Here is a 15,598-nt window from a genome sequence, read left to right as displayed (position 1 = left end):
AAAACTTAGACGGGTGAAATATCTTTAAAAAGCGCCTTATTTTTTTGTGGCAAAAAAGGTATCCACTCCATTACTTTCTTGCCATAAAAATGCCCCCAAATAGTGTTTAACCTTTGGGGTCAGTTCATTAAGACCGCACTTTTTTATGTTTTTTTAGCTCTTGGCGGCAGCATTCCAAAATTTGTCTTCTTCTGCAATTTTTTCTGAAAACAACCAGACTTCTGTGATTAGATTCTCCTGGATTCTCAACAAATCAATTCCTTTCATAGAAATTGATCTGTTATCTTTTTCAGCTTTAAAGTTTATAGAAGCCGTTACAAGTTGTCCATTATCAGTGATGTACTCAATATGGTCTATAGTGAAGGTACCGTTGCTCCATTTCATAAAGTTTCCTAAATGGACAAAAAGCTCGGTTTTACCTTTATAAATCCCGGACTGGATTCCTTTTCCTGGTTGATGCCAAATTACATCATCAGAAAATAAAGAACTGACTGTATCAAAATCTCTTTTTGCTACAGCGTTAAAATACGATTGAACGATTTCTACATTTTTTGACATACTATTTTATTTTTGAGTTATTACTATTTACAAATTTCTATCTTTACTTTCTATTATACAAGTACTTACCTCTAGGTTTAGTACTGTAATTAGGTTGGTAATGATTGAATATCAGTATATTATGAATATAAATATTTCAGATGAAAATTGTCCATTGCGAAAAACTCTTGAGATCATAGGTGGAAAATGGACAATGCTTATCATTTTTCAAATTAATGAAAGAACTATCCGATATGGTGAACTCAAAAGATGTATAGTTGGTATAAGTGAAAAAATGCTTATTAGCCAATTAAAGTTTTTATGTGAAAAAGGTATTATTCACAAAAAAGCTTTTCCTGAAATTCCGCCAAAGGTGGAGTATACTTTAACGGATTTAGGAAAAGAATTGCTCCCGATTATCAATCAGATTATACAATTCGGAATTAATCATAGGTTTTAAATTATAGAGAGCTATTTTAGAAATTATACATGATTTTCGGTAAATTAAGATTATCAATACTATTTCCTTTGCTGGCAGTTCTACAGGTTTACAAATCAATTCCCGATAATTTACATTAAATGGGTAATTGGTCATTCGAACAAGCTCTTTCTGCATAATTAGATCGATCAGTAGTTTAAATTAATTTTATTGTGAAAATGTTAATGAGGCTCGAGTATTTTGTTTGACTAACTGCTATGTTATAGTAAGTAAAAGATAAATTTAAACCAAATTTAAATGGTTATTTCATTTTGACACACAATGCTCGATTGTATTGGTTTTTCCAGTAGAATCCCAAAGCCTTGCTGTGAGCTCTTTGTTTATAGCTTTGTACAAAAAAAAGACTTAAAAAAGGGTCATCAATAGGTGCACTCAGAAAATTTATTATATATTCGAACTTGAACTTCTTATGTATTGCTTTTGCTGGATTCTTAGTTGTTAAACACACACAAGGCACAATTATGTCATTAAATTCAAAGTGCTAGTGTTAAATAACACTTTTTCCATTTATCTTTTTGTTGAGCTTAGATTCCTTCCCATTATGTGTTTTTATATTTCTCTATTAGCTTATACATATCTTCTTTGATATTCTAAAACTTTAGCATAATATTGGGTTTGCAAAATATTAGTATGCCCCATCATAGAAGAGACATTCTAAATCTTTACTCCATTTCCTAAAGTAACTGTTGTGGTAAAGATATGTCTTGATACATACCAAGTTAGGTTTTATCAATTTTGTATAACGCTACAAGTTACTTTAGGGATTCATTCATTTTTTGATTTAAAATTTCGGGTATTAATTAAGGTTGCTTGTCTTTGTATTTTTTAAGTATTGTTTAAACCGAGGAAGGACGGGAGCATTCGATCGGATAGAGGTTTTAGCTCTATCGGTACTAATCCTTTAATTAAAAAGGAACTTCAAAACGAATTAAGCGGTAATATTTTAAAGCCCAAAAAACAGACATTCTTGTATTTTATTGAAAAATATATAGAAGAAAGCAAGGCTAATAAAAAAGAAGGGACTATTTGGTCTTACAATACAACTTTTAAATATCTTAAAGAGTATTCCAGCAAATACAAAGCTGTTGACTTTGAGAATCTAAATTTAGAGTTCTACAACAATTATATTGCTTTTCTTTCAAAAGAGCATGCATTATCAGCTAACACAGTTGGGAAAAACATAAAAATTATTAAAGCTTTTTTAAATGAAGCAACCGAGAGAGGCATTAATGAAAATTTAGAATTTAGAAAAAAGAAATTCAAAACTATCAGAGAAGAAGCAGACACCGTATACTTAAGCATAAAGGAGCTGAAAAAAATTGAAAAATTAAACCTGTCCTCAACTCCCAAATTAGACCTCGTTAGAGACCTATTCTTAATTGGGTGTTATACTGGCTTAAGATTTTCAGATTTTACCCAGATACAACCCGAGAACGTAAACCAAGATAATACAATTCTTTTCATAAGAACTCAAAAAACGAGTGAACGTGTTGCCATCCCGCTACATAAAACAGTAAAACAAATATTGAAAAAATACCAGAACAAACTACCTTTAGCATACACTAATCAGGTAATGAATAATTACTTAAAAGAGGTTGCAAGTTTGGCAGGCATAAATGAGGTAGTAGAAACAACAATAACCCGCGGGGGGAAAGTTGAAAAAACAGCATTACCAAAATTCAAATTAATATCAACACATACCGCCCGCAGAAGTTTCGCAACAAATATATATTTAGCAGGTGTTCCAACTATTTCCATAATGAAAATAACAGGACATAAAACAGAGCGCTCATTTATGGCTTATATAAGAATTAACCAAGAAGAAAATGCAGATAAATTACTAACACATCCATTTTTCAACTAATAATGCTGTAACAAAAACAATTTTAAAAAGTATTAAAAAGCCACGCCGTAATGAACATGCCTCAAAAAGTTAGACACTATTTGGGGCATTTTTTTCGGATAAAATCTAATGACTTGCAACTAATAATGTTGATAATAGTTATAAAATGCGCATAATAATTAAATTAGCTTATTACCTATAACATAAGGAGTTAATGTAAGAATCAACACAAAAACAAGACTATTAAAATTAATCTGACCTTCAAGGGACGATTTTTTGGTTCTTTTATTAGGCTAAGTTATACAGCAAGTAGATATTTGCTTTAAGTATGCCTACCTAATTAAGCTATCTTAAATTACGTTAAAGCGTGTTAAAAAACCACTCAAAATCACCCAAAAGATACCAAAAGATACCAAAAGATATCAAAAGATATCAAAAAGCATCAAAAAGCATCAAAAAGCATCAAAAAGTGCAAATAAGTGTCAAAAAGTACCAAATAGCAAAACTGCATTTTAATAATATTTTCTTTTGTGTCATTATAAACTTAAATAAAGTGAAAAATGACAAAAATTATGCTTACCTCGATTGAGCTTCCAGAGCTTAAAAAAATTGTAGAAGATGCAATTTTAAAACAATTAAAACATTTTGTTCCTGTAACAGAACAAAAGAGTACACCACTACTTACAAGAAAACAAACCGCTGATTTTCTTTGTATTTCATTACTCACGCTTCATCTTTGGACTAAAACCGGAATTATTCAGGAGCACCGAATAGGAAACCGTGTACTTTATAAAAGTGAAGAAATCAATAGTTCGCTGTGTCAGATCAAAACTTCAACTGTGAAAGGAGGCACACATGGAACCTAATAAAAATGATTACTCTGTTATTGTATTCTTTGAGAATGAACCAAAACCAAAAAAATGGAATTACGTTCATAAACTCAATGGCTTTGCCATGTTTTTAAACAAGGAGCATCCCACTTGGGCATATATAAATGTTTATGAGCGCAGGACGCAAAAATATATAAAGAGGTTTTATAAGGGCAATTTTATACCTCCGATTATTTAAGCACCTTTTTTTTTAACCTTTAATAATATACACCTTTAATTTAATAACTTTTAATAAATAACCTTTTAATGGTTTTAATTAATGTGCAACGATTCAGATTATTATGATAGTTAAAAATACATACGGGACAAGTGTCGCCTATTCGGTTACGGAATTTGGCAGAATACCAAAAGAAGAATTTACAGGCTCTGCCCTACAGCGCAAAAAACCAATCACAAAAAACCAATCACAAAAAACCAACCCCAAACAAACTAAAAACACTAAAAACACAAAGAACACAAGAAACCAAACTTCGTTTTTTATCCAAACGCTCAAAACAGAAAATCAGAAAGAAACTAATCTGTTTTGCAAGATGCCACAAAAAACTAAGTTTTGTAACCCTTACGTTTTTAAACAAAGTAACAGACGAGCAGGCGGTAAATATCTTAAGAAAGTTTATTGATAATGTAAAAAAGAGAAGTGTAAACTTTCAATATTTATGGGTTGCAGAAAGGCAAACAAAAAATGATATGTTTAAGGGAAATATACACTTTCATATGATAACTAATAAATATTGGAAAATAGATAAGTGGTGGAATTACTGGATTGATTTGCAAAAGAAAAACGGCATTCTGCCAAGAGACGAGAATTATAAACCATCTTCGGCTTTTGATGTTCGGGAACTAAATTCAAATAACATCCGCTCAATTGCTTCCTACGTTACAAAGTATGTTACAAAGAACAATGATAAATTTAAATGTCAGATCTGGAATTGTTCCAGACAAGTCTCAGAACTCTATACAGATTTTTATACTGATTCGGGTTTTATTGAAGAATTTAAAAAACTCGATGCTATACTAAAAGAATTTGAAGTAAAAGACCCATAGCAACCGGCTAATGATAAATGTAAAAATGATAAACTTAAATCGTCAAACATTACCATTGTACAAAAGATTGGACGACAAAAACAAAGCATTCAACAACTAAATAAACAATTATGAAAAATAATAAATTAAAACAAAGACTAATGACAAAAAACACAAAATCTCCAATGTTAAGACGTGAAGATAAAAATGATTCTCAATTGAAAATTTTCATTATCAAATTAATTCGCAATGGCTATTCTTTTGATAAAATCATAGAACCGACGCAGTTAATTGAAAACATAGAAGACCGCAAAGCAATGAGAATTAATATAACGAGCATCATTTTAGATTTTATCGAACTCAATCCTGAGTATTGCTATTTATTAAACACCTACAATGATGCGTGGGAACTTCTGGAAATTTTAGACTTAGATACCTAATAAAAAGAAAACTATTACTATATTAAATTATAATCCTAGAGAATTGACACAGATAAAACGGAATCGCAAGCGAATAAATGTTATTTATCAAGTCACTTTTATTTTTAACTACTCATAATTAGATAAAATCAATTTTGCAAATAATTTAAAACAAATTAGATAAGTAATAATTGACTTACACGTGTATAGTTGTGTAGTATTTTTCCGAAAACAAAAACCTTTTGTTGATTAAATTTGAAAAGTAGATAATTTGAATTCTAGTATGACTACAGATTCAAATGTTTTAATATTTTGGTAAGTTAGTTAAGAAAGATGCTCGTCAGGAGCATCTTTTTTATTTAAACAGTATTGTGTATTGAAATAGGAATCGATTAACCAATCTCTTTTGTAATTAATAAAATTAACATAGAATATGAAACAAAAATTAAATAGATTTTCAAAAGGATTATTAGCTTGTGTAGCAATAATTATGCTTAGCTGTGAAGATGGTTCTTCATCTGACAGTCAGGTAACAAGTCAGGAGAAGAAAGTTGCTCAGGCTAAAGAATGGTTTAATGACTATGAAGCAAAAGGTGAAAATATTGCATTGATGCAAGATTTAGAATACGATTGGAGTAAGGCAAAAAACACAAGATCAGAGGACGGAACAGAAACAATTATTGTTCCCATTAAAGAATTGAAAGAAGATCAACGCGAATTTTGGGAACAAAGATTGTATATTTACAAAACAGGCAAAGAAGATTACAAGGCACTGGTTTACGAAATATATACCAATAAAGATGTTCAGCCGAGTAGTCAATCAATAGATGGTGGTGATTTTACGGGCTTCATGAGTGTGTGGGATTTAAAAACAGGTTTTGTGAGAGCTGCGAGATTTGAAAACAATCAGGTTGTAGAAACTGGAGATGTAGAAGTTGTAGATTATACTCAGAGAAACACAACAAACAAAGCTCCAACGGATCCTCCATGTGTTTATGCTGATTTTGGTGATGGTGGATGTGGTGGTTTATCTGGTGGTGATAGTACAGGAATTCCCTTAAGAGAAGTTATTATAAAAGCTCCTAGCACAGGAACGCCGGTTGCATATTTTGGACCTCGTACACCTGTAATTGGAGGCTCAGGTCCAGGAGGCTATACTTCGCCTAATGGTGGTGGAAGTAGCGGAGGTGGAGGAACTGCAACAGCAACAGCAATTAAAAAGTTTGATAATAAAATTTTCGGTGGAACTTTGCCTCCTTGTTTGAAAAAAATCTTGGACGATTTAAAAAAGACACCTGCAAGTCCAGGAAATATGATTGTTAAGTTTACAGGAGAATTACCTACCGATTATAACTGGACTTTGGTAGAAGGTAAAACAAGTCCTGATGTTCCTGCCAATACTTTGGCTGACACATATAATGCAACGACAGGTATAACAACTGTCTTTGACGTAGAGTCATACCCAAATGCTACTGATTTATCTTGGGCAAGGACAATGATGCACGAAGCAATTCATGGTTATTTGACAACCTATTACAGGCAGAAGGCAACTGGTTTTATAGCTGAATATCCTGTGCTTTTTGAAGATTGGTGTGCTAATGGAAATAAGGATTTGAATAAATATCAGCATGAAGAAATTGCAAGAAATCTTGTAAAATTATTTGGTGAGGCATTTGAAGCCTATGGAGTTAGTAAAGGGTATCAGTTAAGCAAACAATTTTATCAGGATATGGCATGGGGTGGCCTTTTAAAAACTGACGCTTTTACTAATTTGCCAAAGGATGACAAAAAAAGAATATCAAATACAGTAAATATTGAAATGTATGGGGTAGATGACAGTGGAAATAAAAAACCACAAAAAGGTAAAAAAGCTGGTTGTTAAATTGATTGTTATGGCTTAAAACAAATGTTTAAAATTTCGCATTACGTAATCAAAAAATTATTGATATGAAAAAATATAATTTTATACTATTGATCCTTTCTCTCATTTTTTTTGCCGGATGCACTTCTTTTAAAAGGAAGTTTCCAACTAATAACAAAGGTAGGTATACGGTAACAGTAGGGAAAAGTCGATCAAAAGGTGAAAATGACACTATTAATTTACGCGGACAGGTTTTTGATGTAGTTACTATACGAGGTCATGTTTTTGATATGAAAACACGTAAACCAATACCTTATGCAGTGGCAAAAGATGGTTGTTTTAAATTTCTGACTACAACTGATGGAGAATACTCTTTTAAAACTAGAAATCTTGAAGGGAAGTCTTTTCAAATGGACCTAGCCGCTATGTATTATAATACAATTGAAACAGATTTTATCGATATCTATAATAAAAAAGAAATAATTATTGATTTCTTTTTAGATACTGATCAAAAATCTTATGGCGACTGTACTACCGGTTGGACTCATGATCAATTACAAATAAAGCTTAATAACTTAAAGTAGTTCTGCTTTAAATGAAATAACTTTAATAAATGAATTAAATTAAATAGTAACGATAATCATGCATTTAATGATTAATTCTGTAAATATAAAATTAATCCAAACAAAAGCCCCCGATAATTTGGGGCTTTTTTGTGTTTAAAATATCTTTTAACTTTAAATGCTAAGAATAAAAAATGTAACCTTAGATTATATAGTTGTTAGTATAATATTGAGAACAACAACATGTAAAGTACAGAATACAATTTCCTTCGAAACATATTTTTAAAAATGAAATTTCGGCAGCTAATTATCTTAAAGGATAAATTGTTTAATAAATATTTAAGCAACATCGAAAGACAAAACTATTATTAATTGTAAATGTCTACTTTTAATTAAAGATTTAACTTAATTATTTTACCAATAGCAAAAGAGCTTTACGTTTAAATATATATCTTAAAATGAAAAGAGTAACACATTCAATAATATTATAACCCATAGTTTCATAAAAAAAATTGAAAGTAAGGAGCTTAAATTGAAAATATAAAATAGTTATAAGGTAATACGAACTTGGGGTAGATATAGAAACATCTAATTAGTCCCCTAATAATAATTTATTTATAAAATACTATTATTTATGAGGATTTTTAACTTATAAAATTGGTTCTATCGGTTCGAATCACTACTGTCAGTAGCCAAATTTTTTATTGTCAGAATGGATGCATCTATAGGATCATAGCCGGTATAACAGCAGAAAATAAAAACATCTCTAACTTTTTTAATTTTTCGTTGCCAATTTTTTAGTCTCTATTATTTTAATTTGTCGTGACTTAAATAAGCAGCATTTTTTAGTATTTAGTTTTCCATCGTAAACATTAAAAGGATTATTGGACAACTGTCACATTTTAAAAGCATAATTACAGGTTGTTTTATACATTCTTATGTTTATTTTACAGCAGAATTATTTTTAATCCCTCTTATGCTTTTAAAATTACTTTCATATTTTAAATATGATTCTAAATTGTATACAAATAGACTTTCAATTTTTGAGCATGCAAAATAAGTTTCATTATATTCCTTTCGATGAAGGATGCTAATAATTCTTTGGAACGCTCATATTTTTGTAAAGAAGTCTTTGATCTTTCCGCAACTGAAACTTTTTTCCTAAAGTATTCAATATGCATTTCCAGAATCGTAATTATTGAAATTTCGTTTTGTTTACTTGTTCGTTTCCCTTTCAATTTGTCTTTAAGATTTATTAATAAAATCTCTCTATAATCACGGATCAGTTCATTAAATTTTTTCTCAATACCAAAATAAAATAAATCAAGACTTCGACGAATGACTTTCTCTAGTCTAAGGATATTTCGAAGTTTTTTAGTAAAATTCCATCTCTCTTTTGAAATATGCTTGCCAGTGGATATTGTAATTGATTGCTCTTTATATTTTATACGCGCACAAATAATAGATTCATCTCATTCATTAGCTCGTTCTGATTTTAAATAAAAATAGATTTCAAGCATAACTTCTTCATTTTTAAATTAATTAATAGTGACAAAACTTTTATAGAATTTTGGGGAATTCCGGGGAATATATTTTAATAAACTGTTGTAAAAGGTTAGTTATGCGAGGTAAAAAAGGTTCATTAATAGTACTTAGACTGTGAAAATTGAAGTGATAAGCATTATTTTTCAGTGTGATTTTGAACAGCCAAAAAAAAAATGATTTTTATCGGGATTCCTGTTGATGATATTTTTCGATAATATTGAGAATCAAATCTGCCTGTTCTTGTCCGTAATGCTTTCGAAGCTGGCTAAAGTCTTAATAGTTGGGAAGAAGCAAGCCTTGCCATGGATGTTTTTGCAGAGCTACTTGATTTTCCAATTGTTCCATCATATCATTGAGATACGTAGTGAAATATGGTCAATTTGACCGCTTTTCTCAAAATGTCTGAAACTATCCTAATTGAAAATAAAAGCTTAATGTTGTTGTTTTTTGTCTTATTACAGGGTGGTCTTAAATTGATACAGAACGATATTTGTACCAAAATAAATTTACATCTTGAGAATAAGTGAAATTGTAAACTCGGAAAAATAACCACAGAAGGAAGAGACTATAGGCCGAAATAGAAAGAAAAGTACATTGTTTAACGAAAAAATAATTAAGATGAATTTAGAAAATCAATTATTAGAGAAATTCCAAGTGGAAGAGCTTGAAAAGAGATACGAAACAGGTCAGGTTTGCTCGTGGGTAAAATCTCAAACAGGTGGTATTGGAGCTTGGGAATGGAAATGTGAAAAGACAAACTGGTACTAGAATGCCGGTCTTTTAGCAAGTAATTATATGCAGGGTGTTTGATTTGGTTTAAATTACCCTGCTATTTAAAAGATGAAAAAATAGTATGTACATTGAGAGGGGAGGTAATTAAAATTAAATGCTTTTTTTTATCATTTAAGAGTTAGTAATTTAAGCTAAAGTAATATGCAAAAGGAGAAAAGAATCAGAGGGCTCAATAATTTGGAAATTCAATTTTATGTTGAGAATCTGTCTTTGTCGAAGAATTTTAAAGCTGGAATATTAGATGAAGAGTTTTTGATGACACATGGAGGTCATTTTCAAAATTATGCTTCTCTTTTTGAGAGTGCCTTTTTGGTATCGGAAAAGGAGTTAAAATTGTTAGACATAGCTGGGTTTTTATATTTTCAATCAATTATGTTTTCTGACAAGCTTGTTGATGATGGAGATTTATCAAAATTCCCTTTAATTGCGATTTGCCAGGAGGAAAGTGTTAAAATTTTGACTAGTATTTATGGACTAGAAAATAAATTTTGGGTTATTTGGAATAATAGAAGGCGTGAATATTTTGAAGCGGTAGCATTAGAGAAGTTTTTTAGGAATAAAGAAAAAATTTCTATAGAGGAATATGAAGTTTTAGCGGAATATAAATCTGCTTTTGGCAAGGTGGCTATTGATAGTTTGTATAGTATTGATGATCAGAATGAAACGATTTATAGGCAATTGTTGCTTTCTCACAAATATTCTGCGGTTGTTTCTCAACTTTGTGATGATATAAAGGATTTGGAAGAAGATATGAATAAAGAACAGTTTAATTGGGCTGTTTATCTTTTGCAAAAACAAAATATTTCAAGTCAAGATCCAAATGAATTAAAGAAGTATTTATATATACGAGGAGTTGCAAAAGAAATTTACCGCCTAGCGTTGAATTATTGCGATAAAGCGTTGGATGTTATCAAAGATATTGAAGTTTTGGAATGGAAAAAAGTTATAATTTTCTATAAACGAAGCCTAATTAACCTTATAGAGAGTATTGATAATTATTTGGAGCCTTTAAAAGCCAATATTAGCTTGTCTAGGGAAATAATATTAGAAAATAGTATCAAAAAGAGTGTAGAGGTTGCAATTAATTACATAAAATTGAAACAGAATGAGGATGGCTCGTGGAAAGAGCATACTACACAAAAAGGGCTTAGTAATATTTGGGCATCAGCCTTTCTTATAACTAAAATTGGTCAAAATTCCAGTCTTAAATTAATTTTTGAGAAAGAAATAGAAAAAGCCTTAGTTTTTGTTGAGAAAAACCAAAGTAGCATTTCAAATTTGTGGGGTTATAATAAAAATTTTATAGAAGATGCTGACAGTACAAATTTTGCTTTTTTATCATATTTAATTAATAATAAACAAATAGATTCTTGTGTTTTAGAAAAATGGAAAGGTTTTCAGCATGCAAATGGGGGTTTTTCTACTTATTCAAATGAAAATGAATTAATAAGAGCTTTTGGAATCGAAAATTTAAATGTTGATGATTGGCTAGCTGTTCATAATTGTGTTAGTTCTGTGAGTTTCTATTTTTTAGCAAATTATAATCAAAAGGAAAATTCGTTTGTCAATGTTAAAAAATATTTTGATAGCTATTTTGATAAAAAAAGTAGTATTGCTGAAATAAAACCCTACTGGTGGACAAATGATATTTATACGTATTATTATTTAGCCCAAACCTATTATTTGTTAAACGAAATGGAAAAAGTTAACTTAATTATATGTGAAGTAAAGTTAAAGCAGAATAATAACGGTAGTTTTTCTGATGTTTTTGGAGAAAATATGTTTTATACGGGTATGGGTTTAGGGATTATGATGCTTGATCAAACAAATCACACAACATTTCAAATTAAAAAAACAGTTGAATTCTTAATTTCAAATCAATTTAATGACGGTTCTTGGGAAGGTTCTGATGCATTGGTAATTCCACACCCACAAGATCCGCATCCTTATATTTTAGAATATCCAGTTACAAATTCAGGACTAAATGTTAGGGCGAAGGAGTTTAACAGGCTTTTTACAACGGGTAGCATTTTACAATCGTTGATAGATTATCAACAAAAGTATGAGGTTGAAAATTTATGAAGATATTAGTAGTTGGTCAAATATTAAGTAATAATGATTCTGATAAACAATTTTTTTTTGAATATTTCAGATCTTATTTGTGTTATTTTTCCGACCGATATCGTCACTGAGAAATGGATTTTTATATAATGTAATTAATTGATAATGAATAAAGTTAAAGTTGTATTGTTAGGTTTGAGTCTATGTGTATTTGCTGTAATATGCTATGAAATTCTTGTTAAAATAAAATTTGAAAAAGGAGTTGCCGAAAATATGAAAACAATTCCTGTGTTTTCACTCGATGATATAAAAGGTGGTTTTTTTACTGAAGAAAAATTAAAGCAAAATACTCCAACATTATTCATTTATTTTAATACTGAATGTGAATTTTGTCATGAAGAAGTTCAAATGATAAAAGAAAAAATCCTGAAGTTTGCCAATTTTCAACTTGTTTTTGTGTCATTTGAAGACATTGAAAAAGTAAAAACATTTGCATCCAAATATAAATTGACAACCTATGATAATATTCATTTTATATCTGATAGAGAAACTATTCTCGCCACTGCTTTCGATATTCACGGATTGCCTTCTCTAGTTCTTTATGATAAAAATAAAATCCTAATTGAGAAAATAGAAGATCAACCCAATGTTGAGACTTTAATCGAAAAGTTAAATACCGAGTAAAGGTCAGGGGGGAAATCATAATTATATAAAAATTGGATTACTTTTTATATTTTTCATCTTTACAATTTTTCAATTGCTCGTACTTTCGTATTAAAAATATGACACCAATACTCTCTGAAGAAATTACTTTTCATCTGATAAATAAAAAAAACTATTTTATTCATCAGACGGTACATGAACATCGGGTACAAATTTCATCAAATTTGTATGACTTTATACAATTAATAGACAATAAAACTGAATTAAAAGACATTGTTTTGATGTATAATCAAAAATATAATGAAAATTTAACTACTGAGTTTGCTCATGATTTTTTATACAACAAACTGGCAAAATATGGTATAATTGTGAGCGAAGAAGTTTCAATAATCACTAGTGAGAGACCAGGCTATTTAAAGTTGAGTTTTGTAATTTTTAATGAAAAGACGGTTTTAAAGGTGACTAGATATTTAAAATTTTTATTTGTTCCTTTGGTATTGAGTATTGTTTTAGTAGTGGTGATTCTAGTTTTATCCGTCTGTTTATATTTTTATGGCGATCAAATTTTTGGTCAAGAAATAAAAAAAGCGGAATGGTTTTTATTTTTTATTTTAGGGTTTGTCGGGATTATTTTTCACGAATTAGGTCATGCATCGGCGACTCATTACTATGGGGCAAAGCACGGTGGAATTGGTGCTGGGTTTTATTTATTTATACCTGTTTTTTACGCTGATGTTACCGATATTTGGAAATTGCCAAAACAGCAAAGGATAATAATAAATCTTGCAGGAATCTATTTCGAATTAATATATGGACTTATTTTAATTATAACAGGTTTTATTTTTGACAGCCAATTATTAACTTTTTTAGCTATTTTTCTTTTATTTTTAACGTTGGATAATCTTTATCCCTTTGGGAGAACAGATGGCTATTGGATCTTATCAGATATTCTTGAAAGACCAAATTTAATGAGTCATAGTACGCGGAAAGTGAAAGGTATTTTTGGATCGAAAAAACTATGGAACTGGCAAGATTATCTTTTATTGCTTTATGGTTTGATTAATTATTGTTTTATCTTATTGCTTTTTTATTTTGTAGTTATTCTCAATCCTTGTTCAATTTTGCATTATCCTCAGAATCTAATTCATTTTATTCAGGATTTATTTGTTAACGGCAAGACATTTTCGGTGGAAAGTTTGTTTGACCTTGTCGTTCCAACAATATTTATTTATCTTATTTGTAGTTTTTTAATTAAATGTAGAAAAGGTTTTATAAAAATGCTAGTCTTTTTTTAAGGATTTTTTTAACATGAGTCCGACTTAAAATAGATTAACAATTTTGCAGGACTAATTAAAACCAGTGAAAGTGATTTCACTGGTTTTTCTTTTTTAACTTAAATGTGTTCTTTGTTTTTCTTTGCTTTTTCTGAAAATAAGATGGATTTATCTGTTTATTAATTGTTGAGGAGATTTGTCATTTCATTTATAAAATCTCTATGAGAGCATTTTTAACATGGCCTTTATGTGATTTTTTTGAGTCATTAATCTTAAGCCCCGACTGTTTTTTGTTTTTTATCAAGGATTTTATAAATTAATCCGTTGTTTTTAAAAATTCGGGATTCTTCATTTCCTTTGTAAGTAAACCTTAACGGAAGAATTCTTGAATCATTTTGTGAAAGATCTGAAGCAAATTAACAGAAGTAGTAATTGCTTAACAAAAAAGTATTTTTAGATTTTATAACTTAAAGTTTTATATAATCTATATAGGGGATCATAAATAATTCATATTCTCTTTGTTTGATTTGTATTGTCTATTGAGCATCATGTGAATATGACTTGATAGGAAATTGTTTATTGGAATTTTATTTTTTTATTTAATTATAAAACCATTTATTAATTTCTTTTCATAAATAATGTTGTGGATTTCCGGGATATTTTAATTAGTAGTCTTTAAGAATTGTTTTATTCGAGGACATAATAATCTATAACTTTTACCCATTTCTTTTTGTTTCTTTTCTATTTCAAACTCATTTTAAAGAAATTTATAGTTTATCCGTCAAAAATAATTTAGCTTGATTTGACAATTGAAATGAATTTAAGATTCTTTATCCAAAAAATGGTGTTTAGTTACTATTGAAGAAGAACTAGGAATTGAGAGAAATGAATTTTTCGAAATCAACTAATATAAAATATTACTTGGATTGTTTTTTTGGGTAAAAATGACCGAATCTACTATTTTAATGTCCTTGTTTATTCCTTTGATTTAATTAACTTAAAGATATTTGTGAACTATTACTTGGGGTAGTAGCAATTTGGTTTTGGTAAAAGCGCCTAACGTGTGGCATGTTAGGCGCTTTTTTTATCCAATTCTTTAGTGAAATCAATTTTTAAACAAATTAAATTAAACAAAATGCAGAAAATTTTATTATTAGGATTGGCGATATTGAACTTGTCTTCCTGTAAAAAAACTTCCGAAGAGAAAATGAAACAAAGCATTAAGGAATATATCGCCAAAAAATCAGATAATCCTAAAAGTTACGAGCCTGTTTCTTTTACTATCTTAAAAGAAACAGGCTCTATATATTTTGAGTCAGGATACTTAAACTTACAACAAGAATATATAAAGGCTATGGATATAAAAGACAGAACACTATCCATAAAAAAACAAAAGATTCTTTTAAAAGAATTAAAAGAATTTGAAAGAAAATATAAGCCTAAAATAGATGCTTTCACTATGAATCATGTTTTTAGAATAAACAATAGAACAGGAGTTCTTGTTTTAGATAGTGCTAATTTTGTTTTTGATAAAAATTTAAACGTTATGGATAGTAGAAAAATAGGATATGAAATGTAAAATAGTAATATAGCCCCAACATTTAGAGCTTTCAATAAAATCAGAGATG

General features: G+C 29.4%; 14 protein-coding genes. 13 read left to right on the top strand and 1 reads right to left on the bottom strand.

From position 1 onward, the window contains the following. Positions 1-153: 153 nt before the first annotated feature. The gene (locus tag AC6CH4_RS22535) at positions 154-558 is read right to left on the bottom strand and encodes a nuclear transport factor 2 family protein (protein ID WP_498106991.1); all 405 of its coding nucleotides are present in this window, start codon (positions 556-558) and stop codon (positions 154-156) included. 121 nt (positions 559-679) lie between these two features. On the opposite strand from AC6CH4_RS22535, the gene AC6CH4_RS22530 reads away from it, so the two are divergent. The 13 genes from AC6CH4_RS22530 (at position 680) to AC6CH4_RS22470 (ending at position 15,549) form a co-directional block, all read left to right on the top strand. Further along, on the top strand, positions 680-997 hold the full coding sequence (locus AC6CH4_RS22530) for a winged helix-turn-helix transcriptional regulator (RefSeq protein WP_498106989.1): 318 nt from the start codon (positions 680-682) through the stop codon (positions 995-997). A gap of 1,006 nt (positions 998-2,003) precedes the next feature. Beyond that, the gene (locus AC6CH4_RS22525) at positions 2,004-2,900 is read left to right on the top strand and encodes a site-specific integrase (RefSeq protein ID WP_498106987.1); all 897 of its coding nucleotides are present in this window, start codon (positions 2,004-2,006) and stop codon (positions 2,898-2,900) included. 539 nt (positions 2,901-3,439) lie between these two features. Further along, positions 3,440-3,745 (top strand): helix-turn-helix domain-containing protein, encoded by a 306-nt coding sequence (locus AC6CH4_RS22520; protein WP_498106985.1) that lies wholly within the window; start codon positions 3,440-3,442, stop codon positions 3,743-3,745. 305 nt (positions 3,746-4,050) lie between these two features. After that, entirely contained in the window at positions 4,051-4,389 is a 339-nt protein-coding gene (locus tag AC6CH4_RS22515; protein ID WP_498107083.1) for a hypothetical protein, read from the top strand. Next, entirely contained in the window at positions 4,271-4,813 is a 543-nt protein-coding gene (locus AC6CH4_RS22510) for a rolling circle replication-associated protein (RefSeq protein WP_498107079.1), read from the top strand. The genes AC6CH4_RS22515 and AC6CH4_RS22510 overlap by 119 nt, the downstream gene beginning before the upstream one ends. 140 nt (positions 4,814-4,953) lie before the next feature. Then, positions 4,954-5,232, top strand: coding sequence for a hypothetical protein (locus tag AC6CH4_RS22505; protein ID WP_498106983.1), 279 nt, complete (start codon positions 4,954-4,956; stop codon positions 5,230-5,232). Between the two features lie 412 nt (positions 5,233-5,644). Then, a complete protein-coding gene (locus AC6CH4_RS22500) occupies positions 5,645-7,093 on the top strand; it encodes a hypothetical protein (RefSeq protein WP_498106981.1) in 1,449 nt (482 codons plus the stop codon). Between the two features lie 65 nt (positions 7,094-7,158). Continuing rightward, complete coding sequence (locus AC6CH4_RS22495) at positions 7,159-7,656, top strand: hypothetical protein (protein ID WP_498106979.1); 498 nt, start codon at positions 7,159-7,161, stop codon at positions 7,654-7,656. A gap of 2,142 nt (positions 7,657-9,798) precedes the next feature. Beyond that, on the top strand, positions 9,799-9,948 hold the full coding sequence (locus tag AC6CH4_RS22490; protein ID WP_498106977.1) for a hypothetical protein: 150 nt from the start codon (positions 9,799-9,801) through the stop codon (positions 9,946-9,948). A gap of 165 nt (positions 9,949-10,113) precedes the next feature. After that, on the top strand, positions 10,114-12,054 hold the full coding sequence (locus AC6CH4_RS22485; RefSeq protein ID WP_498106975.1) for a hypothetical protein: 1,941 nt from the start codon (positions 10,114-10,116) through the stop codon (positions 12,052-12,054). Between the two features lie 144 nt (positions 12,055-12,198). Next, a complete protein-coding gene (locus AC6CH4_RS22480) occupies positions 12,199-12,717 on the top strand; it encodes a TlpA family protein disulfide reductase (RefSeq protein ID WP_498106973.1) in 519 nt (172 codons plus the stop codon). A gap of 98 nt (positions 12,718-12,815) precedes the next feature. After that, on the top strand, positions 12,816-13,991 hold the full coding sequence (locus AC6CH4_RS22475) for a M50 family metallopeptidase (RefSeq protein WP_498106971.1): 1,176 nt from the start codon (positions 12,816-12,818) through the stop codon (positions 13,989-13,991). 1,114 nt (positions 13,992-15,105) lie between these two features. After that, on the top strand, positions 15,106-15,549 hold the full coding sequence (locus AC6CH4_RS22470; RefSeq protein WP_498106969.1) for a hypothetical protein: 444 nt from the start codon (positions 15,106-15,108) through the stop codon (positions 15,547-15,549). Positions 15,550-15,598: the final 49 nt, after the last annotated feature.

The sequence above is a fragment of the Flavobacterium sp. GQ95 genome (assembly GCF_059758655.1).
Note: the sequence above shows the minus strand (reverse complement) of the source record. Positions and strands in the feature narration are given on the sequence as shown.

Coding starts and splice junctions, on each gene's coding strand:
- AC6CH4_RS22535 (WP_498106991.1), bottom strand. CDS start 558: ATGTCAAAAAATGTAGAAATCGTTCAATCGTATTTTAACGCTGTAGCA.
- AC6CH4_RS22530 (WP_498106989.1), top strand. CDS start 680: ATGAATATAAATATTTCAGATGAAAATTGTCCATTGCGAAAAACTCTT.
- AC6CH4_RS22520 (WP_498106985.1), top strand. CDS start 3,440: ATGACAAAAATTATGCTTACCTCGATTGAGCTTCCAGAGCTTAAAAAA.
- AC6CH4_RS22515 (WP_498107083.1), top strand. CDS start 4,051: ATGATAGTTAAAAATACATACGGGACAAGTGTCGCCTATTCGGTTACG.
- AC6CH4_RS22505 (WP_498106983.1), top strand. CDS start 4,954: ATGACAAAAAACACAAAATCTCCAATGTTAAGACGTGAAGATAAAAAT.
- AC6CH4_RS22500 (WP_498106981.1), top strand. CDS start 5,645: ATGAAACAAAAATTAAATAGATTTTCAAAAGGATTATTAGCTTGTGTA.
- AC6CH4_RS22495 (WP_498106979.1), top strand. CDS start 7,159: ATGAAAAAATATAATTTTATACTATTGATCCTTTCTCTCATTTTTTTT.
- AC6CH4_RS22490 (WP_498106977.1), top strand. CDS start 9,799: ATGAATTTAGAAAATCAATTATTAGAGAAATTCCAAGTGGAAGAGCTT.
- AC6CH4_RS22485 (WP_498106975.1), top strand. CDS start 10,114: ATGCAAAAGGAGAAAAGAATCAGAGGGCTCAATAATTTGGAAATTCAA.
- AC6CH4_RS22480 (WP_498106973.1), top strand. CDS start 12,199: ATGAATAAAGTTAAAGTTGTATTGTTAGGTTTGAGTCTATGTGTATTT.
- AC6CH4_RS22475 (WP_498106971.1), top strand. CDS start 12,816: ATGACACCAATACTCTCTGAAGAAATTACTTTTCATCTGATAAATAAA.
- AC6CH4_RS22470 (WP_498106969.1), top strand. CDS start 15,106: ATGCAGAAAATTTTATTATTAGGATTGGCGATATTGAACTTGTCTTCC.